Origin of the sequence: Alcanivorax sp. NBRC 101098, from assembly GCF_001010505.1 — a bacterium.
Taxonomy (GTDB): Bacteria; Pseudomonadota; Gammaproteobacteria; order Pseudomonadales; family Alcanivoracaceae; genus Alcanivorax; species Alcanivorax borkumensis.
Window position 1 is genome coordinate 2439035 of the sequence record NZ_AP014613.1, and the last position, 24807, is coordinate 2463841.

The 24807-nt window shown below is 55.4% G+C and carries 23 protein-coding genes; 6 read left to right on the forward strand and 17 right to left on the reverse strand.

Going from position 1 to position 24807, the window contains the following annotated elements; translation table 11 throughout:
* Positions 1 to 71 precede the first annotated feature (71 nt).
* The 6 genes from AS19_RS11010 to AS19_RS11035 all read right to left on the reverse strand — a co-directional run bounded on the left by AS19_RS11010 (position 72) and on the right by AS19_RS11035 (position 8538).
* Positions 72 to 3539, reverse strand: a complete 3468-nt coding sequence (locus AS19_RS11010; protein ID WP_011589433.1) for a hybrid sensor histidine kinase/response regulator — start codon at positions 3537 to 3539, stop codon at positions 72 to 74.
* A gap of 81 nt (positions 3540 to 3620) precedes the next feature.
* Positions 3621 to 3836: a hypothetical protein gene (locus tag AS19_RS11015; RefSeq protein WP_035458922.1), complete on the reverse strand. Its 216-nt coding sequence runs from the start codon at positions 3834 to 3836 to the stop codon at positions 3621 to 3623.
* 38 nt (positions 3837 to 3874) lie between these two features.
* Complete coding sequence (locus tag AS19_RS11020) at positions 3875 to 4498, reverse strand: 3'-5' exonuclease (protein WP_035458846.1); 624 nt, start codon at positions 4496 to 4498, stop codon at positions 3875 to 3877.
* Between the two features lie 26 nt (positions 4499 to 4524).
* Positions 4525 to 6336 carry a putative nucleotidyltransferase substrate binding domain-containing protein gene (locus tag AS19_RS11025; RefSeq protein WP_011589435.1) on the reverse strand — a complete coding sequence of 604 codons (1812 nt, stop codon included), beginning with the start codon at positions 6334 to 6336 and terminating at the stop codon, positions 4525 to 4527.
* A 115-nt stretch (positions 6337 to 6451) separates the two neighbouring features.
* Entirely contained in the window at positions 6452 to 8248 is a 1797-nt protein-coding gene (locus tag AS19_RS11030) for a sodium:solute symporter family protein (RefSeq protein ID WP_011589436.1), read from the reverse strand.
* A gap of 32 nt (positions 8249 to 8280) precedes the next feature.
* Complete coding sequence (locus AS19_RS11035; RefSeq protein WP_011589437.1) at positions 8281 to 8538, reverse strand: DUF4212 domain-containing protein; 258 nt, start codon at positions 8536 to 8538, stop codon at positions 8281 to 8283.
* Between the two features lie 105 nt (positions 8539 to 8643).
* Between AS19_RS11035 and AS19_RS11040 the strand changes: the two genes are divergently transcribed.
* The gene (locus AS19_RS11040; RefSeq protein WP_011589438.1) at positions 8644 to 8865 is read left to right on the forward strand and encodes a hypothetical protein; all 222 of its coding nucleotides are present in this window, start codon (positions 8644 to 8646) and stop codon (positions 8863 to 8865) included.
* Between the two features lie 34 nt (positions 8866 to 8899).
* Entirely contained in the window at positions 8900 to 9160 is a 261-nt protein-coding gene (locus AS19_RS11045; RefSeq protein ID WP_041705049.1) for a hypothetical protein, read from the forward strand.
* 111 nt (positions 9161 to 9271) lie between these two features.
* On the opposite strand, the gene AS19_RS11050 is transcribed toward AS19_RS11045, so the two are convergent.
* Positions 9272 to 10216 (reverse strand): tRNA-dihydrouridine synthase, encoded by a 945-nt coding sequence (locus AS19_RS11050; RefSeq protein WP_173425775.1) that lies wholly within the window; start codon positions 10214 to 10216, stop codon positions 9272 to 9274.
* A 546-nt stretch (positions 10217 to 10762) separates the two neighbouring features.
* On the opposite strand from AS19_RS11050, the gene AS19_RS11055 reads away from it, so the two are divergent.
* The 4 genes from AS19_RS11055 to dxs all read left to right on the forward strand — a co-directional run bounded on the left by AS19_RS11055 (position 10763) and on the right by dxs (position 15536).
* Positions 10763 to 11830, forward strand: coding sequence for a porin (locus AS19_RS11055; protein ID WP_011589441.1), 1068 nt, complete (start codon positions 10763 to 10765; stop codon positions 11828 to 11830).
* Between the two features lie 501 nt (positions 11831 to 12331).
* Positions 12332 to 12574: an exodeoxyribonuclease VII small subunit gene (locus AS19_RS11060; protein WP_011589442.1), complete on the forward strand. Its 243-nt coding sequence runs from the start codon at positions 12332 to 12334 to the stop codon at positions 12572 to 12574.
* Positions 12564 to 13472 (forward strand): polyprenyl synthetase family protein, encoded by a 909-nt coding sequence (locus AS19_RS11065; RefSeq protein WP_011589443.1) that lies wholly within the window; start codon positions 12564 to 12566, stop codon positions 13470 to 13472. Before AS19_RS11060 ends, AS19_RS11065 begins: the two co-directional genes overlap by 11 nt.
* A 126-nt stretch (positions 13473 to 13598) precedes the next feature.
* On the forward strand, positions 13599 to 15536 hold the full coding sequence (dxs, locus tag AS19_RS11070) for a 1-deoxy-D-xylulose-5-phosphate synthase (protein ID WP_011589444.1): 1938 nt from the start codon (positions 13599 to 13601) through the stop codon (positions 15534 to 15536).
* Between the two features lie 70 nt (positions 15537 to 15606).
* Here the strand turns inward: dxs and AS19_RS11075 are convergent, their stop codons facing one another.
* From AS19_RS11075 to glyA, 10 genes are all read right to left on the reverse strand, one after another.
* The gene (locus AS19_RS11075; protein WP_011589445.1) at positions 15607 to 16815 is read right to left on the reverse strand and encodes a diguanylate cyclase; all 1209 of its coding nucleotides are present in this window, start codon (positions 16813 to 16815) and stop codon (positions 15607 to 15609) included.
* Positions 16816 to 16908: 93 nt separating this feature from the next.
* Positions 16909 to 17394: a phosphatidylglycerophosphatase A gene (locus tag AS19_RS11080; protein WP_011589446.1), complete on the reverse strand. Its 486-nt coding sequence runs from the start codon at positions 17392 to 17394 to the stop codon at positions 16909 to 16911.
* 82 nt (positions 17395 to 17476) lie between these two features.
* Complete coding sequence (gene thiL, locus AS19_RS11085; RefSeq protein ID WP_231860806.1) at positions 17477 to 18442, reverse strand: thiamine-phosphate kinase; 966 nt, start codon at positions 18440 to 18442, stop codon at positions 17477 to 17479.
* A gap of 62 nt (positions 18443 to 18504) precedes the next feature.
* Positions 18505 to 18957: a transcription antitermination factor NusB gene (gene nusB / locus AS19_RS11090; protein ID WP_011589448.1), complete on the reverse strand. Its 453-nt coding sequence runs from the start codon at positions 18955 to 18957 to the stop codon at positions 18505 to 18507.
* Between the two features lie 48 nt (positions 18958 to 19005).
* Positions 19006 to 19476, reverse strand: coding sequence for a 6,7-dimethyl-8-ribityllumazine synthase (gene ribE, locus AS19_RS11095; RefSeq protein WP_011589449.1), 471 nt, complete (start codon positions 19474 to 19476; stop codon positions 19006 to 19008).
* Positions 19477 to 19619: 143 nt separating this feature from the next.
* Positions 19620 to 20729, reverse strand: coding sequence for a bifunctional 3,4-dihydroxy-2-butanone-4-phosphate synthase/GTP cyclohydrolase II (gene ribBA / locus AS19_RS11100; RefSeq protein ID WP_011589450.1), 1110 nt, complete (start codon positions 20727 to 20729; stop codon positions 19620 to 19622).
* Between the two features lie 157 nt (positions 20730 to 20886).
* Positions 20887 to 21552 carry a riboflavin synthase gene (locus tag AS19_RS11105; RefSeq protein WP_011589451.1) on the reverse strand — a complete coding sequence of 222 codons (666 nt, stop codon included), beginning with the start codon at positions 21550 to 21552 and terminating at the stop codon, positions 20887 to 20889.
* 41 nt (positions 21553 to 21593) lie between these two features.
* Positions 21594 to 22727 carry a bifunctional diaminohydroxyphosphoribosylaminopyrimidine deaminase/5-amino-6-(5-phosphoribosylamino)uracil reductase RibD gene (gene ribD, locus AS19_RS11110; RefSeq protein ID WP_011589452.1) on the reverse strand — a complete coding sequence of 378 codons (1134 nt, stop codon included), beginning with the start codon at positions 22725 to 22727 and terminating at the stop codon, positions 21594 to 21596.
* Complete coding sequence (nrdR, locus tag AS19_RS11115) at positions 22724 to 23218, reverse strand: transcriptional regulator NrdR (RefSeq protein WP_011589453.1); 495 nt, start codon at positions 23216 to 23218, stop codon at positions 22724 to 22726. Before nrdR ends, ribD begins: the two co-directional genes overlap by 4 nt.
* A gap of 174 nt (positions 23219 to 23392) precedes the next feature.
* A complete protein-coding gene (glyA, locus tag AS19_RS11120) occupies positions 23393 to 24649 on the reverse strand; it encodes a serine hydroxymethyltransferase (protein ID WP_011589454.1) in 1257 nt (418 codons plus the stop codon).
* Positions 24650 to 24807: the final 158 nt, after the last annotated feature.

Consider the following 24807-nt stretch of genomic DNA (forward strand, 5'->3'; position numbering starts at 1 on the left):
TGCAGCAACGACATAGACTGGCCTAGGCTTTGGAAACTTTTCTTCACCGAATCGAGCGTAGTTCGCGTAGCTCACAGAATCCCTTCCAATGCCCGCCGCAGTATCGCTTCTGAAATCGGTTTTTGTAGAAACCCCACCCCTTGCTCTTCTGCTCTGGCACGCACATCTTGGCGACGGTCGGCGGTCATTAATATCGCCGGGACAACATCTTCCCAGCAATGATCGAGAGCCTCGATCACCTCAAAACCATCTTCGTGGTCCAGCTGAAAGTCCACCAGTATCACATCCGGCACCCAGCTTTTCGCTGCCTTTTGCTCTGCCTCCTGCAAGCCACGAGCTGCCACCACCTCACAGCCAAGGCTTTGCAGTGCCGCCACCAGACTGGCTAGCAGCGCCGCATCATTATCTACGCAGAACACACGCACGCCCTGGATATTTCGGCGTTCATGCAAGGGCTCATCCTGTAGCAGTGGTGGCACACCTGCTTTCGATAACGGCAACGTTACGCTGAAAACCGTACCTCGATCGGGCCAGGATCGCACCGTCAAAGTATGCCCGAGTAGACGACAAACCCGGTCGGCAATGGCTAGGCCCAGACCCAGCCCTTTTGGCTGACGATTATTGAGCTGGGGCAAGCGCTGGAATTCCCGAAAAATCTGCTCGTGTTGATCATAAGGAATGCCTGGCCCGGTGTCCCACACATCAATTCGCACTGCACTGTGAAACCTACGTGCGCCAAACAAAATACGGCCAGACTCCGTATAGCGAACCGCATTGGACAACAGATTCTGTAGCACCCGCCGCAACAGCACTTCATCACTGTCCGCCACGGCGCTGCTGGGCACACACCGCAATTGCAATCCTTGCGCCTGAGCCAAAGCCGTAAATTCTTGCCCCAGTGGAATCATCAGTGTAGACAGCCGCAAAGGGTGGATATGCGTAGTCATGGTTCCAGTATCCAGCTTACTGATTTCCAGCAATGCAGAAATAATTTGTTCGGCGGCCTGCAATGAACTATCAATGTGCCCGAGCACCTGCACTTCGTGATCAAATTGGCCATCAGCTTGACTGCGTAACTGCTGACGCAGTGAGGAAGCAAACAGTTGCGCCGCATTTAATGGCTGCATTAAGTCATGGCCCGCTGCTGCCAGAAACAGGGTTTTTCCTTCATTAACCTGGGCTAGCTTAGCATTCAATTCCGATAGCTTACGGGTGCGCTCGGACACCATCTGTTCCAGATTCTCATTTATCTGGCGCAATGCTTTTTCATCGTTTTTGCGTTCAGTGATATCCATATAGGTACTGACAAATCCGCCCCCAACCATAGGCGTTCCGCGCACCTCCACTACGATCCCATTGGGCAGTTCCCGCTCAAATTGGTGGGCATAACCTTCGCGCAATAATTGCACTCGCCGAGTGACATTTTCTTCCAGGTTCGTTCCATCGTAATAGCCTCGCTCTGCGTTATAACGGTACACATCTGCGATTGGGCGCCCCAAACCAATCAACCCATCCGGGTAATCGAACAGCTTCACGTAGGCCTGATTCCAGGCCACGATCTGCATTTCCCGGTCGACCACGCAAATACCTTGGGCGATAGTCTCAATGGTGGTACGCAATAGCTGATGGTTAAACTGAATCAGCTCTGATGCCTCATCCATCATTCGCACCACATCATCGTGTCGGCCGTTCTGCTTGCGCAGCAACGAGCTCATCACGATACGGGCAGTGGATGCCCCCATGGTGCCTGCCAGCAATCGCTCCACATAACGCACTAAGTGCAGTGGTGCTGGCAATTCCAGTTCCTCAGATATGCCCCGTCGGCGCATGTAATCAAAAAACAACGGCTCCGCCCGAGGGTGACCTAACCCTCGCTTGCATACTTCTAGTAATTCAATGGTAGTGATAGAAGGATGCCCCATGCCTTCGCGCCACCAGTCTGTGGGCATATCCACAAACCGAGCCGCCTGGGTCTCATCCAACGCATCCTGGTTTGCCCGACGAGAATAATAGACAAACGCGGCCAGATTAATCGATACCGACCAAAAGACGCCATGGGTCAACGGCTCCAACCCTTCGATACCGAACAGAGCGTGAGGCCGCAACAACCCAAGACCCAAGAGACCCTGCTCACTAAGCACCGCCATCCACTCCAGCGGCAAGATGACCGGCATCAGCAGGCAGTAAAACCAAACCACAAACCCAATCGCCAAGCCGACGAAGGCACCCTTTTTATGACCGTTACGCCAATACAATGCGCCAATTAACGCCGGCGCAAATTGCGCCACCGCAGCAAACGATAACAACCCGATACTGGCAAGGCCATCGAAGCGATCGATGAGTGTATGGAAGGCAAACGCTAACCCCAGCAAAACAAGAATGCTGGCCCGGCGCAGAAAACGTAGCTGAGTGCCAAGATCAGGGAGCGGGTCTTTTTCATTGAGGCGCGATTGCAGCCACATGGGCAACAACACTTCATTGGTTAGCATGATCGCCAGTGCCATGGTGGAAACGATCACCATGCCAGTGGCCGCCGCGATACCGCCAATGAATGACAACACCAACATGGCATGGCTGCCCTGGGCCATTGGCAGCGATAACATGTAGGTATCCGCATGACCGATCAAGTAAGGCTGAGTAATCACCCCGGCAATAACAATCGGCAATACAAAGAGGGCAAACAGCGCCAGATACAAGGGGAACAACCAACGCGTGGTACGCAAATCGCGTATATCATTATTTTCCACCACGCCGGCATGGAACTGCCTAGGTAGGCACAAAATCGCCACCATAGACAGCAGCAAGGCGGTGACGAAACTTTGTGAGAACAGCGTCGGTTCAAACCCCTGCATCACATCGGTACGCTCGCTGAGTTGCTGCCACATATCTGCAGGCCCATCAAAAATCGCATACACGCAATACAGCCCAAGAGAAACAAACGCCACCAGCTTGATAAAGGATTCAAAACTTACCGCCAGCATCAGTCCGGACTGATGCTCGGTGGTATCAATATGCCGGGTACCAAACAGCAGAGTGAAAATAGCCATCAAAGCTGCCACCACCAATGCCGTGTCCAGCTGGCCGGGGGCTGAGTCTTTCAACACATAATCAAATGACAGGGTCACCGCTTTTAGCTGCAAGGCGATATAGGGCAACACTCCGACAATAGCCACTAGCGTGACCAATACAGCAAGGCGTCGAGACTTCCCATAACGGGCGGCCAGGAAGTCGGCAATGGAGGTAATGTTCTGCTGCTGAGCCACCGATACCATTTTGTAAATCAATGAGCCACCCAGCAGCACGGTGATAATAGGCCCTAGATAAATCGGCAAATAGTTCCAGCCACTCTGAGCCGCTTCGCCAACGGCACCGTAGAACGTCCACGAGGTGCAATAAACGCCCAGTCCAAGACTGTACACCCAGGCATTATGAAATGTTTTTCGTCCCTTCCTGGCGGCTCGATCGCCCCACCAGGCGATAACGAACAACACCAATACATAGGCCAATGCCAGCGCACCTAATTGCCACAGTGAAAACACCGCCTCTCCCCATTCATGGCCGTAACATGCCACGCTTGGCGACGTTTAATACGCAGCCACCTGTGACGTTGCCCTTTGAGCTTATAGTAGGGCCTGAGTAAAACGTAGCGCCACCGCGGCCAACAACAGGGCAACTCCCCCTCGCTGGAGTTTAAATTCCACCGTATTCAACGCCATCGCCCGGCGCCAGAACATCACCAAACCTTGGCCATCACCAGTGCGCCGCCAGTAACGCAGGTAGGCATACGCAACAAAACAAAGGCCCGCAATCAGAGCCGTTTTTTCAGCATAAAACATCAGCACGTTTATTTTCTCCCTACCAAGCAAACACCGGCTCAGCCAAGTGTGGATTTCTGCAACTGCAGGTACATCAATGCACTAGTCACCGCGTCTCCGCGGGCAGTATGGCGCTCAATTACCGGCACTTGTAAGGCCGAAGCCATGGCATCAAAGCGCAAATCCGGTGTTATATCGGGCTGCCAGTAACGCATTTTTCGCTGGTATAGCGCAGACAGTTCAAGGGTATCATTAGGCAAATCAAAGCCCATTAACGGTCTCAGATAGCGGTTGATCATGGCCACATCAAACGCCACACACCAGCCCACCAAAGGCCGGTTATCAATCAACGCCAGCAGCGCCTCTAGCGCTTCACGGATACTCGCCCCACCCTCCAAGTCCACTGGCCTCAGCCGATGAATGCAAATGCTGTCTTCTCTAAGGCTATCTGGAGCCGCCAACTTCACATTCAGGCTCTGGCTGCTCAGCACCCGCCCTTCTTTTATCACCACCGCAGCAATAGACACCAGCTCGGCAGTACGACTATCCAGCCCGGTGGTTTCGCAATCGATGGCCACCACCTGATCACCGCTATAGGGTCTGAAAAGATGCCCATAAGGTCCGCGCCCATGGCAATATCGATCATAAATTCGACGCCATTTAAACGTCTGCCACTGCAGCATAGCTCCCCTCCTGTCCCCAGGCATCGTCAGTATTCCAGATGAAAACGACGCGACAGGCGCTGCTTGAAATCGCTGACCAGATGCAGGGCATCGCGCAGCACATCACGCTCCAAAGAAGACAGATGCTGCACCACGATATGATTATCTTCTACCTGGGTATTCTCGCCTCGCAATTTGGCCAGCTGTTGAGACAGCCGCAGCTCGCTAAAGAATTCCATCGCTTCACCCAAGTCCTCCGCAAAGGCCCGTTCCATAGCCCCGGCGGCCACCAGCTTTTTCAGCCGTGCCAACGTGGAGGTTTCCTGAATACGGCACTGCAAGGCCATGGCTCGCACGCCGTGGATCAATGGGAACAGGGCTCCCTTCTTAATATCGATACCATGCTGGGGTTTCTTGAGCGAGCCGAATAAATTCAACGGCGTAGAAAATTGCAAGGCCGGACGGGCAAAATGGGCCATCAATAACTGATCGTCACTGCATCGGGAAAACAAGGTGCTGCGTACTGTCTCCATCAGCCCTGAATCTCCAGCCACGGTATGGGTATCAGTGAGAATGGTCAGATTCAACAGCCCTTTTCCCCCGGGATCCTCCGCCCAATCATGGATACGCCGCTGCCAGCGTGACACCGTCCCGATCCACTCCGGGTTAGAAACCATGACATTACCTGGGCAAGGGGGATAACCAAGAGACAGCAACGTGCGAGTAAAGCGCTGCATATCTTGATCACAGCCTGGCCACTGTTGATGATCGCCAATAATCAGGCCGTTATCCTGATCAGTTTTCAGTATCTGTTCACCGCGCCCTTCGCTCCCCATCACTATCAGACTGGCACGCTGATGTTCTGCAGGCACTACCATTTCATAAGCCTTACTCATCAAGCGGCCATTGAGTGAGGCCAGCAAATCCATCACAAAGCGCATTTTTACACCCTGAGCCATAAGGGCGTTTACAAGATCCGGCAAGCGGGCACTGGCTAGCTGCAATGCCTCAAGGGTACCGGCCCTTTCAATTTCCAGCCCCACCACATATGAACGGCTAGAAAAGAAACTGAGCACATCGGTAAGTTCCACCACCCCCACCGCATTATTGCTCTCCATCACCACCACCCGCGCCACCTTGTGGCGGGTCATCAGGGTCAGGGCCGCGAACAAGTAATCTGCGGGGGCAACAGTAACCAGTTCGGTTTCCGCCACCTGAACCAACGGCGTATCCGACGATTGTTCCTGCATCACCAAAGCGCTTAATAAATCCGTCTTGGTAACAATCGCGTAATGCTGCCGGTGAGCAATCAACACACTATCCACGCCGTGCTGCTTCAAAGCGGCTACCGCATCACGCACAGTGGCGCGCTCCGGCATAATCAAGGGCGCTCGCATGCATTCGTCCACCCGCGCCAGCATAAAGCCCGCCAGAGTAACGCCTCCTTCACGGCGCTCTGCCAAGCGCTGATTTTTCTCCGCCAGACACTGACTAAAATAATGACCAAAATCGGGCTCGCTTTCGCACAGCTCGCGGAATAGCCTAGCGGGAATCAGATGACACAGCGTTTGCTGCTCGGCCAAAAAACGATAACGGCTTTGTCCGTTCAATACGCTGATCGCTCCGAACAAATCACCGGCGGCATAAATATTCACCTGACGACGGTTGTCCGGCGCATTCACGTCTAGTTCTGCCACACACCCCTTGTGCACCACAAACACAGAATCACTAGTACTGGCCGCGTCAAGAATAATATCCTCCGGCTGAAAATAGGCCAGATCGGTTCCTTCCTGCAAACGGCGGCGTCCTGCTTCACTCAGCAAGCTGAACGGATGCTGATTCAGTTCCTGTTCAATCATCAGGCCACTCCTGCCGTTTTTCTTTATTGCCTTTCTGGCCAGCTCTCGGCCGCCCTCAAAACGCAAAAAGCCGGTACGGAATTATCACCCGCACCGGCTTTTTATTTACGTCTCATCAGTGTGCAGACGCTTCACCGGCACCTCGTGGAATACGAATATCTTCCACAATATGCTGGATATGCTCCGGCGGAGGCGCCGTTACTCTGGAGACCGAGAAAGCCACTACAAAGTTAAGCACCATACCCAAAGTCCCGATGCCTTCCGGTGACACACCTAACCACCAGTGTTCTGCAGTGTTCAGCTCCGGCGAGACGAACTTGAAGAACACAATGTAGCTAAAAGTGAAGATCAACCCGACCAACATGCCAGCAATGGCGCCCTCCTTATTCATGCGCTTGTAGAAAATACCCATGAGGATTACCGGGAAGAAACTAGCCGCGGCAAGACCGAAAGCAAACGCCACCACTTGCGCCACAAAACCTGGTGGATTAATCCCGAAGTAACCAGCGATCACAATGGCCACCACTGCCGCCCCACGGGCTGCCATCAACTCCTGCTTCTCGTTAATGTCAGGCATCAGGGTTTTCTTCAATAAATCATGGGAGATGGCACTGGAAATCACCAACAACAACCCCGCTGCCGTGGACAGTGCAGCCGCTACGCCACCGGCCGCTACTAGAGCAATCACCCAGCCCGGCAAGTTACCAATTTCAGGATTGGCCAGCACGATAATATCGCGGTCGATATACACTTCCGACGTATTATTGGTAGGCACATTGGTCAGTACCCGCTCGCCGTAGCTACCCTTTGTTTCTTCGCGGCTTCCCGCATAGGTGGGCTTGCCCTCAAAAGGCGAGCCGGCCCGCATCTGCACGGCACCATCGTCGTTCTTATCCACCCAGCCAATCAGCCCGGAATTTTCCCAGTTATAGAACCACTCTGGCAGCTCGGAGTATTGGGTTTCATTCACTGTATCGATCAGATTGAGCCGTGCGAAAGCACCAACAGCCGGGGCGGAGGTGTACAGCAAGGCAATGAAGAACAGCGCCCAGCCGGCACTAATCCGCGCATCTTTTACCCGTGGCACTGTGAAAAAACGCACGATCACATGGGGCAAACCCGCAGTACCACACATCAATGCAGCAGTAATAAAGAACACATCAATAGTAGACTTGGAGCCTTCTGTATATTCGGTGAAGCCAAGGTCCGTTACTACCTGATCTAGCTTGTGCAACAGATAAACACCACTGTCACCCCCCGCCGCATCCAGCACCGTGGCTCCAAACCCGGTTTGCGGAAGAACGTGACCGGTCATCATGATGGAAAGAAAAACCGCCGGCACCAAGAACGCAAAAATCAGCACACAATACTGCGCCACCTGGGTGTAGGTGATCCCCTTCATACCACCAAGCACCGCGTAGAAGAAAACAATCGCCATACCGATAACCACACCGGTATTCACATTCACCTCCAGAAAGCGGGCAAACACAATACCGGTACCGCGCATCTGTCCGGCCACATAGGTAAACGAGACGAAGATTACACAAACCACCGCCACCGTTCTTGCCACGCTGGAGTAGTAACGATCACCGATAAAGTCAGGCACGGTAAATTTGCCGAACTTGCGCAGATAAGGCGCCAACAGCATGGCCAGCAGAACATAGCCTCCGGTCCACCCCATTAGGTACACCGACGCATCGTAGCCTGAGTAAGCAATAATCCCGGCCATGGAAATAAACGATGCCGCTGACATCCAATCAGCCGCAGTGGCAGCCCCGTTAGCGATAGGGGAAACCCCACCACCGGCCACATAAAAATCTTTCGTCGAACCGGCACGTGACCAGATCGCAATCCCGATGTAGAGAGCAAACGAACCGCCTACAAAGAGATAAGTGAGTGTCTGAATATCCATAGGATGTCTCTCTTTATCTACTGTTTCAGCGGTTAGTCTTCGTGGACGTCAAACTTGCGGTCCAGCTTATTCATGGAGTGCGCGTACTTAATGATCAGCACCAAGAACACATAGATAGACCCCTGCTGTGCAAACCAGAAGCCCAGTTTGAAACCGAAAAATTGAATTTGATTGAGTTCATCCACTAGCAATATGCCGCAGCCATAAGAGACGGCAAACCAAATAGCAATGTAGATCAAGATCAATCGCAGGTTAGCGGCCCAGTAGGCGCGGGCGTTTTCTTCTTTCATTACTCGTCCCTCTGCGTCATCAGGAAATCAGGCCACCACCCTTCAGCTGGCAAACAAGGGATAGGCTCAACACCAAGACTAACCAAAGGACGCTAGCGACACAGTATGACTTTAGTCGAAGCCATACCCCCTGCTGGCCGACGCAAGCGAATGCCACAAATGCCTAGCCTTACACTGAAAATACAGGCCTGCTCAGCAGTGGGTTTTACCCGAATAGATCAGGCACTGGCATGCATGGCATCACAGGGCGCCCACCTAGTGCTGCAGTGGCCTTTCGACCACGCCTTGAATGTGGCCGTGGTGACAGGTAATGGAGCCATTTCATAACCGGAAATTTTTCCTATACGGCACGGATAAACGCATGGGAAGAACAGAAAAGCTACGGTGTGCTGATAACCACACCCAACGGATCGGGGCTAATTCAGAGCGTTCGGACACACCTCCCCCGGGGGCGTTGAAGCGCTATCAGGCAGACTTTGCCATACCCGCCAGTATCAACCGGGGCAAGCAAAGCGAGCATTATCAACAGAGTTTCATGGACGAAACCGCCAATGCGGCCAAGGCGCATACCGTGATACCGGCACACTTGAGTAATTATTCGGTGAACTCACGCTGGATATGAGGTCATTACCCTGGGGGTTAGATAATTTGCACAATCATTTCACCCGCTGGCGGATCGCCATAGGGGGGGGGGCGACGTCGTGCCTCCCTTTTCAATTTTTTACGCTAACGGTTACTGCGGCTCAAAATCCGCCAACAATCGACCAATAACCCCCGGGCTCGTTTCTCGTTTCACCTGTTCCAGCAATTGCGCCGCCTGCGGCCAACGGCGGCGCAGGTAGCTTAGCCACTGCTTGATCCGCCCAGCTAACTGGGCATCAGTGCCGGTATCAGCCACGTCCATCCAGAATTGTTGCAATATAGGCAAGATCGCATCCCAATTGGTTTCGCCGCCGAACCGCAACAACGAAACTAGCAATGGATTGGCCACCGCCCCTCGACCCAACATAAGATCCTCACAACCACTTTCCCGCTGGGCTCGGCCAGCGTCGTCCGGTGTCCAAATTTCGCCATTGGCAATTACCGGAATCGACACTACCTCACGAATGTGGCCGATACGGTCCCAAAACGCCGGCGGCTTATACCCTTGACGTTTGGTGCGCCCATGCACCGTCAGCCAAGCCGCCCCAGCGTCCACCACGGCCCTGGCATTATCCAAGGCACGAGCGTCATCTTCATTACCCAGACGCATCTTTACTGACACCGGCACCTGGGACGGGACCGCCTGGCGCACTGCCGCCGTCACCGCATGCACCACGTCCGGCTCATCAAGCAGCACCGCACCACCACGATGTCGATTCACCGTTTTTGCCGGACAGCCGAAGTTCAGATCAATGGCGGGTGCGCCCAGCTCTACTGCTCGCTCCGCATTATCCGCCATGCAGGCCGGGTCGGAACCGAGCAACTGAAGGTGCACAAGGGTGCCCGCCCGGGTACGCGCACCGAGTTTTAGCTCCGGGCACCAGCGGTAAAATACTTTGGGCGGCAGCAGTAGCCCGCTAACGCGAACAAACTCACTAACACACCAGTCATAGTCGCCCACATCGGTCAGCGCCTGGCGCACCCAAAAATCCGCCAGGCCTTCCATCGGAGCCAGAATCAATTTCATGGCGCGCATTCTAGGCTACTGCCGCGCCACCGAATACGAATAAATCTGAACGGGAAAACCTTCAGCACACGGCTCCCTACACAATGAGGCACAACACAAAACCCCCGGTTTCCCTTGCAATGCCGTGACTCCTTTGCCACGGTAAATAACAATTTGTACCAAAATGGACGCTACGCGGGGGCAATTACAAGCCAGCAAAGCTGGCGGCAGCCCCCCTTAGCAACGTGAGGGAACGCAATGAACCAAGCATCATTCGCGGGCGCCATCGACACACTATTTCCATGTTGCCTTCTGCATGGTTAGCGCTGCCAATGCCTTATCGGGAAGACGCAAGAGGGTACATCTTCGCGTAACCTTGGCACCTGATACCCCCCACACCCCACGCTTGCGCTGTGTTCGGCCTGCGTATTCCCCCTCGTTATGGCGCCTCGCGCATGGCAAACCGCCAACACAAAAACGAGGCGCAATATCCGCCGGCCCTGCAATTTACAGGCTAGGCGCCTCGTCACTCGCTAGGCTGCGCTTTTTTCAGATCAACCGTCGAGGGAGAAACCGATGAAACAGCAACGCATTTTGCCACTATCAACAACATTGCTGGCGGGACTTACCGCCCTGCCCGCCCATGCTGAACTGGAAGTCACCCCGTACGGCTCTCTGCGTATTCAAACAGAGGCCGTATTTGTGGATCAGGCGCAGCCCGGTGAAGACGACTCTTATACCGGGCTAAGGGATGCGTATTCTCGATTGGGTGTCACCGCCAACTACAATGATTTCGAACACTTCGATATTTCTGCGACGGTAGAGTTCCCCATTAACTCCGCACGGCTGCGAGCGGAAGATCCGACTTTTTTCCATGAACTTTATAAAGAAGACAATAACAGCATGCCGCGAGTTGCCGATATTACTGTCTCCAACGACCGTTACGGCAGTCTACGCGTCGGCACCCAATGGCTGGCCTATTACAACACCGTGGCTTACCCTCTGGATTTCTTCAGTTCCTTCTACTCCGGTTACGCAACCCAGGCCAGCTTCCGCCGTGACGCTATAACCTACACCACCCCCAGCATGGGCGGCCTCACCGCCACCATTTCCGGAGTCGACCTAACCGACGAGCAAGGCACCAGCTATCTAGACACCATACAATATGCCCTCTCTTACGCGGTCAACGATGATTTGGCATTCGGTATTGGTTATCAGGATAGTGAACAGGATTCCGCCAAGCATGCCGACCAGGCTGGCATCTCCGCCGCTTGGGCCCCCGGCAACTGGCGTTTCGCCGCCAAAGTGGAACAACTGCTAACCAATAACAACACGGTCCAAGATGACGACCCGCTAACCTACAACCTGATGGGCTCCTACAGCTGGGCCAAATACACCCTACGCGCTATGGTCGCCCATGGTGAAGAAACCGACGAAGGCGATGCATTTTTCCAAGGCGATTCTGCCCAGATTGGGCTGGACTACCGCCATACAGAAAACCTGAAGTTCTTCGCTGAATACTTCTATGAAGAGCTCGGCTACGCCATCTACACGCCCAACTCCGATAGCTTCAACCCGCTGGCGGGCTACCATGCAGAAAGCGATGGTCAAGTCCTCACCGTCGGTATGCGCTTTGATTTTTAAGCGCCGCAAGTCGGCATCATGTTGCATACAACAACACGATATAAGGTGGCAATGAACAACACACCAGCAGGCCGCACCCAGCCCTTGGACGTGGACTGCTGGTTTTCAGCTGGAAAGTTTCCGCACTTATGCTGCAACCTGTTACGTGCGGCATAATGCACGTTCCATCAGTAGAAAATGAGGAAAAAGAAACAGCCTGCGAGCGCCAGCATAGCCCTTCGCCATAAGCCGCCGGCACGTTCAGCCTACCCCACTGTTTAGAACCCTTTAAATGAACTCGCCCTCTCTTTCCTTTCCTGGGCTTACCCTCATGATATCAATCACTTAGAATACAGCAATCTCGTTGAACCGTTATTCTGGACTGTGCACGGCCACTTTAGCAGCCTGCAACCTGTAATTGATTCGCCACACCCGCTGCATTACTGTTGCCGCCAACATACCCCGCGGCAGGGGCAGACACAGCAAAAACGGGGTCCTAGTGGCGGATCCGAGGAGACGCTCATGGCAAAAAACGCACCCCCCGCGCTGGAGACCTCGCTAGACAACCTAGAAGTTCTGGTGGAAAAAATGGAGTCTGGTGAACTAACCCTGGAAGATTCCCTGAAAGCCTTCGAGGAAGGTGTTCGCCTGTCCCGGGAATGCCAACAAGCCCTGCAACAAGCGGAACAAAAAGTACGCATCCTGCTGGAACAGAACACCGAGGCAGACCCTGAGCCCTTTATCGGTGGTGACAATGAGCAGTAAGGCAACACGCGAATTCGCCGCCCTGAACCAACTCACGGATACCGCCAAGGCTCGTCTGGAGCAGGCGCTGGACCATTACTTGCCGGCCCATAGTGCCGCCTCACGGCTCAGCCATGCCATGCGCTATGCAGCACTCAGCGGCGGCAAACGTATCCGCCCGTTACTAGTATACGGCGCCGCCCAGCTTGCCGGGGCTCCCCTAGCCAAAGCAGATGTCCCCGCGGTGGCAGTAGAACTCATTCACGCCTACTCCCTGGTTCACGACGACCTTCCCGCCATGGACGACGATGACCTTCGCCGGGGCCAACCTACCTGCCACAAAGCCTTTGACGAAGCGACCGCCATTCTTGCCGGTGACACCCTGCATACCCGCGCGTTTGAACTGCTCGCCTGTCATGGCGACTACCGCGATGGCAGCCGCATCAGCTTGATTCAACACCTTTGCCAAGCTGCCGGGGTAGATGGAATGGCCGCTGGGCAAATGCAAGATATGCTCGCCCAAGGGCAACAGCAAACCGTGGCCGCGTTGGAAGAAATGCATTACCTGAAAACTGGCCGGCTAATCACCGCCAGCTTACAACTAGGTTATTTTGTCGCAGAAAAAGACGACCCTTCGCTACTAGCCAATCTAACCGAATTTGGCGACGCCATTGGCCTGGCCTTTCAGATACAGGACGATATCCTCGACGTCACCGCCGCTACCGAGCAACTTGGCAAGCCCTCAGGTTCTGATGAAAAGCTGCAAAAAAGCACCTTCCCATCCCTTCTCGGTCTGGAGCAAAGTCAGCAACGTGCTCGCCAACTCTGCGATCAAGCACAACAAACCTTGGCCGGCTATGGGCCGCGGGCACTTCCTTTACAGCAACTCGCCCAGTACATCATTACCCGGAATCATTGATCAACACTGACGCCTACCCCTCCAGACAGTTATACTAGCGGTTCGAGCGAGACCCTGGACGCTTTTGTTATACAGCGTTTCGCTGACTCATTACTCTGCCTTGCACTCATCAGGCTGCATGACCCTATGCCCAAGACGTTTACTCAAATTCCGCTGACGCGACCTAACACCCCTCTGCTGGACACACTGGCCAGCCCTGCGGATCTGCGGAAGCTACCAACGCCACAACTAGAACGCGTGGTCGATGAGTTACGTGAATATCTGCTCTACGCAGTGGGCCAGTGTGGCGGGCATTTCGGCGCAGGGCTTGGGGTGGTGGAGCTCACCGTCGCCCTGCATTACCTGTATCACACCCCCGACGACAAGTTGGTCTGGGATGTGGGCCACCAGTGCTACCCGCACAAGATCCTTACTGGGCGCCGCGAATCACTGACCAGCATTCGTCAAGCCGGCGGCCTGTCCGGTTTTCCCAAACGAAGCGAATCCGAATACGACACCTTCGGGGTCGGCCACTCATCAACCTCTATCAGTGCCGCACTGGGTATGGCGCTGGGAGCAGAAATGGCCGGCAGCGACCGCCGGGCAGTCGCCATTATCGGTGACGGCGCCATGACAGCAGGGCAAGCCTTTGAAGCCATGAGCCACGCGGCGCACACTCGCTCCAATTTGCTGGTCATCCTCAACGACAACAACATGTCGATTTCCCACAACGTAGGCGGGCTATCCAATTATTTTGCCCGCATCTGGGCCAGCAAGAGCTACATCGCCCTACGTGAAGGCGGCAAAAAGGTACTGTCAACTATGCCGGCAGCTTGGGACTTTATTCGTCGTACAGAAGAAAGCATGAAGAACATGGTCAGCCCCGACATGCTGTTCGAGGCGATCGGCTTCAATTACATTGGCCCTATTGATGGCCACAATGTGAACGAACTGGTCAGTACCCTGAGGAATTTGCGCGACCTAGAAGGCCCACAGCTGCTGCACGTGTACACCACAAAAGGCAAAGGTTTTGCACCAGCGGAAGCCGACCCGGTAGGCTACCATGCCATCAACAAGATCGAGCCCAAGCCAAAGGTTCAGGTCGCGGTCCCAAGCAAACCTTCTGCGGCAAAACAAAAGCTACCCAAGTATCAGGATATCTTTGGGCAATGGCTTTGTGACATGGCGGAGCAAGACCCAAGACTAGTGGGCATCACCCCGGCCATGTGCGAAGGCTCTGGCATGGTGGAATTCAGCCGCCGTTTCCCGGGCCGCTATCATGATGTAGCCATCTGTGAACAACACGCTGTAACCTTGGCGGGAGGCCTGGCCTGCGAGAATCAAAAACCAGTGGTGGCAATCTACTCCACTTTCCTGCAGCGCGGTTATGACCAACTGATTCACGATGTGGCTTTGCAGGAGCTAGATGTGACCTTTGGCCTAGACCGGGCCGGGCTGGTGGGCGAAGACGGTGCCACCCATGGCGGCGTATTTGATCTGGCTTATTTGCGCACTGTACCGAACATGATCATTGCAGCCCCTTCCGATGAGAATGAGTGCCGCCAACTGTTATACTCCGCCTACCAGCACGAAGGGCCAGCAGCAGTGCGCTACCCCCGCGGCACTGGCCCCGGCGCCACCATAGAACAGACCATGACGGCCCTACCTATCGGCCAATCTCGCACTCTACGCGAGGGTCTGCAGGTGGCCATCCTGGCTTTTGGCGCCATGGTTCCTGCAGCACTAGAAGCGGCTATCCCCCTCAACGCCACCGTGATAGACATGCGCTGGGTGAAACCTCTTGACCGTGACGCCATCCTCCGCGCCGCCGCACAGCACACACTGTTAGTCACCGTAGAAGATCACCAACAAATGGGAGGCGCCGGTTCTGCCGTAAATGAGCTGCTGCATGAAGAAGCGGTCGTACTGGATGTGCTAAACCTTGCCCTGCCCGATCATTTCATCCATCACGGTAAACGGGATGTATTACTCGCCCAAGCAGGACTGGATGCCGCCGGTATTGAACGCCAAATCCGTGAAAGGCTAAACCGGCAGCAAAGGCTACGAGAAGCCCACCAGCGTTAATAATCAACAGCAAAGAAAAGCTCGAACGGGGGGAGATTATCGCTCCCTTCGCCGCTTTGGCGCTCCGTAGCTAGAGCTGCCCCGCGGCCGGCGGTGCTTCATAGAGGCGCCAATTATCACGGCCACCCTGTTTAACTAGATACAAGGCTTGATCCGCAGCTTCCAACAGATCGCCAGCACTATGACGCTGATTCGGAATCATCGTTGCAACCCCTACGCTGACCGTTACCTCGTTCATCTCCGGGCTATCAGCGTGAGGGATCGCCAGCGAGCGTACTGACCGACATAACCGGGAGGCCAGCTGCTGCGCCTCCAACTCATCCGTCTCCGGGTACAATAATGCGAACTCTTCGCCTCCGAAACGGGCCACCAAATCACCGGCTCGCCGACTGTAGCGATGCAATTCCGCCGCCAGTTTTTGCAGACACGAATCCCCTTGCAGGTGTCCGTAGCCATCGTTGTAGGCCTTAAAGCGGTCTACATCCACCAGCATTACCGTTAGCGGTTGCTGGCTGCGCTTGCAACGCCGCCATTCGCGATCAAACGCCTCATCAAAAAACCGTCGGTTAGCCAGCCCGGTAAGGCTGTCTTCCCTGCTCAAGCGATGCAGGCGTTCTGCCAGCGCCTGGCTGTGCCGTTGCTGACGACGAAGCTGGCGTTGGTTAAAAAAGAGCAACCTATCGCGGACTTCCGCAGAATAGCACAAGAACATGCCCACCAAGCTGATCCCAGTATAAGTGCCGTGTAGAACCTGCCAGTCCAACCCCTGCCCTAACCCTTCAGCGATCAACACGCCCACTAGGCCACCGGTCCAACCCGCGATCATCGCCACGGTAAAACGCAACCCAACCATGGCATAAATAATAACGAGGGCATAAATGATCGACACATGAGCCAACAGAATCGCACGAGGGTCGCTCATAAAACCAGGAATTGCCACAGCCAGCGCCACAGCAAGAAAACAGCCGACACCGGCATAATAAGGGAAGTAACGATCCAATACGCGAATCTGCGCAAGGAGGCCCGCCACCAACACAATGGGCCCCTCCCAGATATAGGCGGACAACCACCAACCACGAATCTGCTCCGGCGCCAGCGCGTAAATGCCGGTAATCAGCAACATATAGAGCAGTAGGATATAAAAGGCGTTCACCCGGAAGGCCTCTACCGCCTGCTGGCTCTGGTAGTTGCGGTATTCGCCTTCCAAGCGTCGAGGGAAACGCAACCAGCGCACCCCGGGAACCACCACCCGTCGCGATCGCGGATCCGTGTCTAACATCGTCAATCCTTTACTATTAAAGCTTCCTTCAGGCTAAAAGCTAACCATCAGCAGCGCTATCCTTTTAGTGCCAACGGTAGTGACAAAACGATATCAGGTAAACAGGGTGGGCAATTGCCAAATCAACAGCTGTACTACCACGGCGGCATACACCCCGGCCAGCAGGTCATCCACCATGATGCCCAGACCTCCCGCCACCCGTCGATCCAACCAGCCAATAGGCCAAGGCTTGATAATGTCGAAGACTCGGAACGCGACAAACCCGGCCAGCGCTCCCCAAAGCGTGATCGGCACCGCTATCATGGTAATTAACAGGCCGGCAATCTCATCCCATACAATGCCTGGGTGATCATGCACATGCATATCATCCGAGGTCTTACCGCACAGGTAAGGCCCCACTGCAATCACTGCGGCGGTTACCGCCAAATACCCCCACAGTGGTAGCTGGGCACACAGCCACCAAATGGGCATCGCCGCCACCGTGCCAAAAGTGCCAGGCGCAATCGGCGCCAGCCCGGAGCCAAAGCCAAAGGCCAAAAAGTGCACCGGATTACTCATTTTGGGGCGCTTCAATTCCATTTTATTCCTCGCGGGCTCGGTCTTGGCAGTTTCTTTGGATTATATGCTTTTTAGCGTGTAGCTATGTGCGTGTTGCGCGCTGTTAAAAATGCTGCCACCCGGACACCTTCAAGGCACGTACGGTCCCGTCATGCTGCCGTAAACGGATACCGGGCTGCGCCTCAATTCGACCCAGGCAATAACAGCCTTCAGGGATCGGCAGCGGCGGCGGCAAGGTAAACAATAACAGATAGTCATCTCCACCCTGCAGCTGCAGGGCGCGCTGCTTGTCGGCGCTGCATCCGGCCAGCACGCAAGGATCCTCCGGCAGGGACGCCTCGTCGATACAGGCGCCCAACGCCCCCGATGCTTGCAGAATATGATTCAAGTCCGCCAGCACCCCATCGGAAATATCGATACAAGCGCTGGCCTGGCCGCGCAGGGCCATGCCCAGCTCCCACTGCGGCCGAGGACGACGAAAGTGCTCAATGGCAGGCCCATAACGCTGCCCCGCCTGCCACTGCTCCAGCCCCAGCAGCCCGCCCCCCGTCACGCCTCCAACACATATCCGATCCCCAGCGCAGGCCCCCTCACGACGCAACGCCTGACCCGGCGGCACCGCCCCGGTGGCTTGAATGGAAATCGCTAGCGGACCACGTGTGATATCCCCGCCCACTAAGCTAATTCCCGCCTGATCCGCTAACTCGAATAACCCGTTGGAAAAACCGGCCAACCAATCTTCATCTACTCTTGGCAAGGTCAGGGAAAGCAAAAACCACAGCGGCATCGCTCCCATGGCCGCTAGATCTGAAATATTCACCGCCAGGCAGCGATAGCCCACATCTTCTGGAGCCATATCTGACGGAAAGTGTCGGTCCGCCAGGCTGGTATCCTGGGTCATGACCAGCTGTTGCCCCACCGGGGGGGCCAGAATGGCCGCATCGTCCCCCGGCCCCAACACCACGGAATCCCCCTGACGATGATGAAAATAACGTCGAATCAGGGAAAACTCGTCCATGAAGGCTGGTACTTGCGAAGTGGGTTGCGGTGAATCGGCGGGATCAGTCATGGCGGGAAGCATAACGCGGCTTACCGGCAGAACGCACGGCAAGCCGACATTATCAAAGCAGATCAGTCACGGGGGCGGCGTTCTGATGCTTCTGCATAGCGCAATTGGCGTGCCAGCTTGTCGAGCACGCCATTCACGTATTTGAAGGAATCCTCTGCGCCAAAAACTTTAGCCAGCTCAATGCCTTCGTTAATCACCACTCGGTAAGGCACATCTTGACGCTCTTTTAATTCAAAAGCGCCCAGCCGCAGAATCGCTTTTTCCACCTGCGACAGCTCCTCTACACGCCGATCCAGATATGGCGTGAGCTGCTCGTCCAGCGTTTTTACCTGGCCCAGCACTCCGTGCAGCAAATCATGAAAGTATTCACGATCCACCTTGGCGAAGTCCTGATTGGCCAGAAACTGGGCTTCAATGTCGCTCACCGCGGCACCGGCCAACTGCCACTGGTACAGGGCCTGAAGAGTGAAACGACGTGCCTTGCGACGGGCACTGGGTGTAGATGGATTGTTCATGCGACCTCGGATAACGAAAAGCGATGCCGGGGCGCTGCGCCCCTGGCATTATAGGGCGTTAAACAGCGACACCATTTCTAGTGCGCACAGGGCGGCTTCTGCCCCTTTATTACCGGCCTTGGTGCCGGAACGCTCAATGGCTTGCTCAATGGTGTCTACCGTCAGCACACCAAACGCCACCGGCGTGCCCGTGCTGTTCTGCACCGAAGCAATACCCTTTGCGGCTTCACCGGCCACGAACTCAAAGTGAGCGGTACCACCACGAATCACCGCGCCCAACGCGATCACGGCATCGTAGCTGCGCTTCTCAATCACTTTCTTCACTGCCACTGGCATTTCCCAGGCACCGGGCACCCGAATAATTTCAATGTCATCGCGGCTCACCCCATGACGCACCAACGCATCAACAGCGCCATCCAGCAAGGCTTCCACCACAAAGCTATTAAAGCGAGCCACCACAATGCCATAACGGCCACCGACGTTGCTCAGGGTACCTTCAAGGGTTTTAATGTTTTGCATCTGTTTTGTCCTGATCGCTAGTCGCACTTGGTTAACCAAGTACTTCCAGTGGTTTCGATTAGCTGCCTGACGCAGGAAGCCCAATACTCAACGCTTAAATGGGACAGCGTCAGGCGTCGGGCGTCAAGCATCAAGCGTTTCGCTTAACTATCCGCGTCGACATACTCAGTGATTTCCAAATCGAAACCGCTCAACGCATTGAATTTCATAGGAGAACTGAGCAAGCGCATTTTGCGCACTCCCAGCGCCTTCAGAATCTGGGAGCCGGTGCCAATATTACGGTAAGCACGGGATTCGCCCTTTGGCTTGCCTGCAGCACCACCGAAAAAGACATCTAGGCGCTCCACAATATCGTTGGAGGCATAATCCTGACCCAGAATAATCACCACACCGGCATCAGACTGGGAAACAGTTTCAAGCACTCGGTGCATGTTCCAGCCGGTACGGCCATTCATTTTCGCGCTCATTAAATCACGCAACGGATCCACTTGGTGCACCCGCACTGCCACTTCTTCATCCTCGTGAATATCGCCCTTCACCAGCGCCACATGGGTCAACCCATCCACGGTGTCGCGGAACGCCACCAAACGGAAATTCCCGTACCAGGTCTCTAGCTCGTGATCGGACACCTGCTCGATGGTCTGTTCGTTCAGGGCACGATATTGAATCAGGTCCGCAATAGTCCCGATTTTCAGATCGTGCTCCGCGGCAAACACTTCCAAGTCTTCGCGGCGGGCCATGGAGCCATCTTCATTCATGACTTCACAAATCACCCCGGACGGCTCGCAGCCAGCCAGTGCAGCCAGATCGCAGGAGGCCTCGGTATGCCCGGCCCGGCGTAGTACGCCACCCGGCTCCGCCATCAGCGGAAAAATGTGGCCCGGCTGCACAATGTCATCGGCGCGGGCATTACGGGCGACGGCGGCTTGCACGGTACGGGCACGGTCGGCCGCAGAAATACCGGTGGTGACACCTTCGCGGGCCTCGATGGAGACGGTGAATTTAGTGCCAAAACCGCTGCCATTGCTCTGCACCATCAAGGGCAAATCCAGCAACTCACACCGCTCGCGGGACATGGGCATACAGATCAGGCCACGACCATACTTGGCCATAAAGTTAATGGCTTCCGCAGTCACATGTTCCGCAGCCATCACCAGGTCACCTTCGTTCTCGCGATCCTCATCGTCCATCAGAATAACCATCTTTCCCTGACGGATATCTTCGATCAGTTCTTCAATACTATTGAGCTGCATAACTTCACTCGCTGTTGGAGTTGAAAGTTAAAAATTAAACGTGGGAACGCGGATTGGCACAGTACTTCACCTGTGCCGTGCCCGCGCTTAGCCCAAATCGTGGCCAAGGCGCGTAATACCATCCTCAACGCCTGATTTGCGTTCTAACTTTCAACCTTTAACTGCCTTTCAGAAACCCATTTTCCGCTAGGAATGCCATGGAAATACCTTCAGAAGCGGGCTCGGCGGCCTTCTCTCCCAAGAGCAGGCGTTCCAGATAGCGCGCTATAATATCAACTTCCAGGTTCACTGGCGTCCCCACCTTCCATTGGCCGATGGTGGTCACCTCCTGGGTGTGCGGAATGATGTTCAGGGAAAACACCGCACCCGCCACACTGTTCACCGTCAAGCTGATGCCATCAACGGTTATTGAGCCCTTGTGGGCAATGTATTTGGCCAACTCCGCAGGTGCCTCAATATCGATGCGCACCGAGCGAGCATCCTGCTTCATCTCGACAATTTTGCCCAGACCATCCACGTGACCACTGACCAAGTGTCCTCCCAGCCGGGAAGACGGCGTCAGCGCTTTTTCCAAGTTCACCGTGCTACCCACGCTGATCTGCGCCAATGACGTCAACGATAAGGTTTCGCCAGACACATCTGCTTCAAAAGCGCCGCCAGGCAGGGCGGTTGCAGTAAGGCATACGCCATTCACCGCAATGGAGTCGCCTAGCTTAACATCGGCGAAATCTAGCCCTTCGCTCTTGATTAACAAGGTCACATCGCCCCCTTTTGGGGTCATCGCGGCCACCTTGCCCATGGATTCGATAATGCCGGTAAACATGGAAACCTCTTGAATTCGGGCGGAAAAAGGAGGGTCGTTGATCAGGCCGAAACCAGCGTCAGACGCAGATCATCACCAACTTGGCGCACATCCTGCCATTTCAGCGCCACTTTCTCACTCATGCTGGCCAGTTGCGGCAACCCCAATAACGGCCGGGCGGACGAACCCAGCAGAGTTGGCGCCATATACACAAGAATTTCGTCGAACAAACCCTCGCGAACAAAGGCACCGGCCAGTGTGGCGCCACATTCTACCAGCACTTCGTTACATTCGCGCCGGTTCAATTCGATTAACAACTGCTGCAAGTCGATCCCGGAACCGGAGGCGGGCAAGAGCATTACTTCCGCACCGGCGGACTCCAGCGCATTCTGGCGTCCTGGGTGTTGTTCCCCTGCCACCAACAAACAATGCCCTAAGGCGCTGACCACCGGCACATCCGGCGGCGTGCGTAGGGTGCGATCTAGAATCACCCGCAGAGGCTGTCGCACCCAATCGTCGTCAGCCGCATGCTGGCGGTATTCGGCCAAGCGCCACTGTCTAGGCCTCACTGTATAAGAGGGTCGATCCGCCAGCACCGTACCCACACCGGTTATCACCGCAGAGCTGCGCGCGCGTAGACGCTGCACGTCTTCGCGGGCGGCTGGGCCGGTAATCCACTGGGATTCGCCATTGGCCATGGCGGTGCGCCCGTCCACGCTGGCGGCAATCTTGATACGGATATAGGGACGCTGACGGGTCATGCGGGAAACAAAACCCGGATTCAGGGCTCGGGCCTCCGCTTCCAGCAAACCGACTGCAGTGGCGATTCCCGCATCCGCCAAGCGCTGCAAACCCTGCCCCGCCACCAGCGGATTCGGATCTTCCATGGCAGCCACCACCCGCGTGACGCCGGCATCGATTAGCGCATCAGCACAGGGGCCGGTGCGCCCAGTGTGAGAGCAGGGCTCCAGGGTCACATAGGCAGTAGCGCCCCGCGCCCGCTCACCGGCTTGTGCCAGTGCATGACGCTCGGCGTGGGGAGTCCCGGCGCGGGCATGAAAACCCTCACCAACCACCGCGCCATCACGCACCAACACGCACCCTACCCGCGGATTAGGGTCCGTGGTATACAGCCCACGACGTGCCAACTGCAACGCTCGAGCCATGTACTGGTGGTCGGCAGCCGAAAAACTCATGATTCTTTTGGCTCACCCAGCTTGTCACCGGGTTTGCCGCCCGCCTTTTTCAGGCGATCCACTTCAGCGGAAAACTCGGAAATATCCTGAAAACTGCGATACACCGAGGCGAAGCGCACATAAGCCACATCATCCAGCTGCTGCAGCTCTTCCATCACAAACTCACCCAGCTCCCGAGCGGGCAACTCCCGTTCTCCAGTGGCCCGTAGACGATGGCAAATACGACTGATCGCTGCTTCCAGATCTTCCATACTCACCGGCCGCTTTTCCAGCGCCCGTAACATACCCGCCCGCAGCTTGGCCTCATCGAACGGCTGACGGGTCCCGTCAGTTTTCACCAACCGCGGCATCACTAATTCCGCTGTCTCAAAGGTGGTGAAGCGCTCCGTACAACTTAAGCACTCGCGACGCCGACGAATCTGCACCCCATCCGCCACCAGACGGGAATCGATCACCTTGGTGTCCTGAGCAGAGCAAAACGGGCAGTACATGGACGTCTCCTAACGGCCTAGCGGAAAGCAACAAGCTTCAAACACAAACCTTACCAATGATAGCGTCACAACACCGAGATTTCAGAGACAAGAAAGCCGCCACCGAAATTCGGTCGCGGCCCTCAAAACGGCAAACTACGAGCACATCTATCCGCATTGCTGCTTGCGGCTTTTTTAGCGCTCGTACACCGGCAGGCGAGCACAAATCTCTTTAACCTTGCCTTTAACCTGCTCAATCACGCCTTCATCACCCATGTTCTCGAGGATGTCGCAGATCCAGCCAGCCAACGCCTTGGCATCCGCTTCATCAAAACCACGGCGGGTGATGGAGGGGGAACCGATACGCAGGCCGGAGGTAACGAACGGGGAGCGCGGATCGTTGGGGACAGCATTTTTGTTCACGGTGATGTTGGCGCGGCCCAAGGCGGCGTCCGCATCTTTACCGGTAATGTCCTGCTTGATCAAGCTAAGCAGGAACAGGTGATTCTCGGTGCCATTGGAAACCACATCAAAGCCACGCTCGATGAACACACCGGCCATGGCCTGGGCGTTCTTCACTACCTGCTGCTGGTAGCCCTTGAAGTCGTCCTGCATGGCTTCTTTGAAGCAAATCGCTTTAGCGGCGATCACGTGCTCCAACGGGCCACCCTGGCCACCGGGAAACACAGCAGAGTTGATCTTCTTCTGAATCTCTTCGCTGGCCTTACCCATGATCAGACCGCCACGGGGGCCGCCTAGGGTCTTGTGGGTAGTGGTCGTGGTGATATCCGCAATGCCTACCGGGCTCGGGTACACACCCGCAGCAACCAGACCTGCCACGTGGGCCATGTCCACCAGCAGGATCGCACCCACTTCGTCGGCGATGTCACGGAAACGCTGCCAGTCGACAATCTGCGAATAGGCAGAGAAGCCGGCCACGATCATTTTCGGCTTGTGCTCGCGGGCCAGAGACGCCACCTGATCGTAATCAATCAGCCCAGTTTCGTTGTCCAGACCATACTGCACCGCGTTATAGGTCTTACCGGAGAAGTTCGGCTTAGCACCGTGGGTCAGGTGGCCACCGGCATCCAGGCTCATGCCTAACACGGTATCGCCCGCCTTGAGCATAGCCATGTAAACCGCGCCATTGGCCTGGGAACCGGAATGCGGCTGCACATTGGCCCAATCCGCGCCGAACAGCTCACAGGCCCGATCGATAGCCAACTGCTCAACCACGTCCACATTCTCGCAACCGCCGTAATAACGCTTGCCCGGATAGCCCTCGGCGTACTTGTTGGTCAGTACGGAGCCCTGGGCTTCCATAACCCTTGGCGAGGCATAGTTTTCAGAGGCGATCAGCTCGATATGCTCTTCCTGGCGGACTTCTTCGGCCTCAATAGCGGCCTTGATTTCCGGGTCAAACTCGGCGATGGACATGGATTTCGGGAACATGGGCTACCCTACGGAGTCAGTGGTGGATTCAGGGGCGCGTATTCTACCCAAATCTAGCCGCTTTGGCACTTGAAGTCCGCTCATGGAAACCGGCCGGTCATCTCATGGCTCAACGCACCTGCTTTTCTGGCATCAACCCAGACCATGCACTTTCACTC

Bases quoted from the DNA above. Each gene is read 5' to 3' on its own strand.
- dxs (WP_011589444.1), top strand. From the start codon at position 13,599: ATGCCCAAGACGTTTACTCAAATTCCGCTGACGCGACCTAACACCCCT.
- thiL (WP_231860806.1), bottom strand. From the start codon at position 18,442: ATGACTGATCCCGCCGATTCACCGCAACCCACTTCGCAAGTACCAGCC.
- AS19_RS11030 (WP_011589436.1), bottom strand. From the start codon at position 8,248: ATGGATATTCAGACACTCACTTATCTCTTTGTAGGCGGTTCGTTTGCT.
- AS19_RS11025 (WP_011589435.1), bottom strand. From the start codon at position 6,336: ATGATTGAACAGGAACTGAATCAGCATCCGTTCAGCTTGCTGAGTGAA.
- ribBA (WP_011589450.1), bottom strand. From the start codon at position 20,729: ATGCAGCTCAATAGTATTGAAGAACTGATCGAAGATATCCGTCAGGGA.
- AS19_RS11075 (WP_011589445.1), bottom strand. From the start codon at position 16,815: ATGTTAGACACGGATCCGCGATCGCGACGGGTGGTGGTTCCCGGGGTG.
- AS19_RS11105 (WP_011589451.1), bottom strand. From the start codon at position 21,552: ATGTTTACCGGCATTATCGAATCCATGGGCAAGGTGGCCGCGATGACC.
- AS19_RS11050 (WP_173425775.1), bottom strand. From the start codon at position 10,216: ATGCGCGCCATGAAATTGATTCTGGCTCCGATGGAAGGCCTGGCGGAT.
- AS19_RS11055 (WP_011589441.1), top strand. From the start codon at position 10,763: ATGAAACAGCAACGCATTTTGCCACTATCAACAACATTGCTGGCGGGA.
- nrdR (WP_011589453.1), bottom strand. From the start codon at position 23,218: ATGTACTGCCCGTTTTGCTCTGCTCAGGACACCAAGGTGATCGATTCC.
- nusB (WP_011589448.1), bottom strand. From the start codon at position 18,957: ATGAACAATCCATCTACACCCAGTGCCCGTCGCAAGGCACGTCGTTTC.
- ribD (WP_011589452.1), bottom strand. From the start codon at position 22,727: ATGAGTTTTTCGGCTGCCGACCACCAGTACATGGCTCGAGCGTTGCAG.
- AS19_RS11065 (WP_011589443.1), top strand. From the start codon at position 12,564: ATGAGCAGTAAGGCAACACGCGAATTCGCCGCCCTGAACCAACTCACG.
- AS19_RS11045 (WP_041705049.1), top strand. From the start codon at position 8,900: ATGGGAAGAACAGAAAAGCTACGGTGTGCTGATAACCACACCCAACGG.
- AS19_RS11015 (WP_035458922.1), bottom strand. From the start codon at position 3,836: ATGTTTTATGCTGAAAAAACGGCTCTGATTGCGGGCCTTTGTTTTGTT.
- AS19_RS11060 (WP_011589442.1), top strand. From the start codon at position 12,332: ATGGCAAAAAACGCACCCCCCGCGCTGGAGACCTCGCTAGACAACCTA.
- glyA (WP_011589454.1), bottom strand. From the start codon at position 24,649: ATGTTCCCGAAATCCATGTCCATCGCCGAGTTTGACCCGGAAATCAAG.
- AS19_RS11040 (WP_011589438.1), top strand. From the start codon at position 8,644: ATGACTTTAGTCGAAGCCATACCCCCTGCTGGCCGACGCAAGCGAATG.
- AS19_RS11020 (WP_035458846.1), bottom strand. From the start codon at position 4,498: ATGCTGCAGTGGCAGACGTTTAAATGGCGTCGAATTTATGATCGATAT.
- AS19_RS11035 (WP_011589437.1), bottom strand. From the start codon at position 8,538: ATGAAAGAAGAAAACGCCCGCGCCTACTGGGCCGCTAACCTGCGATTG.
- AS19_RS11080 (WP_011589446.1), bottom strand. From the start codon at position 17,394: ATGGAATTGAAGCGCCCCAAAATGAGTAATCCGGTGCACTTTTTGGCC.
- ribE (WP_011589449.1), bottom strand. From the start codon at position 19,476: ATGCAAAACATTAAAACCCTTGAAGGTACCCTGAGCAACGTCGGTGGC.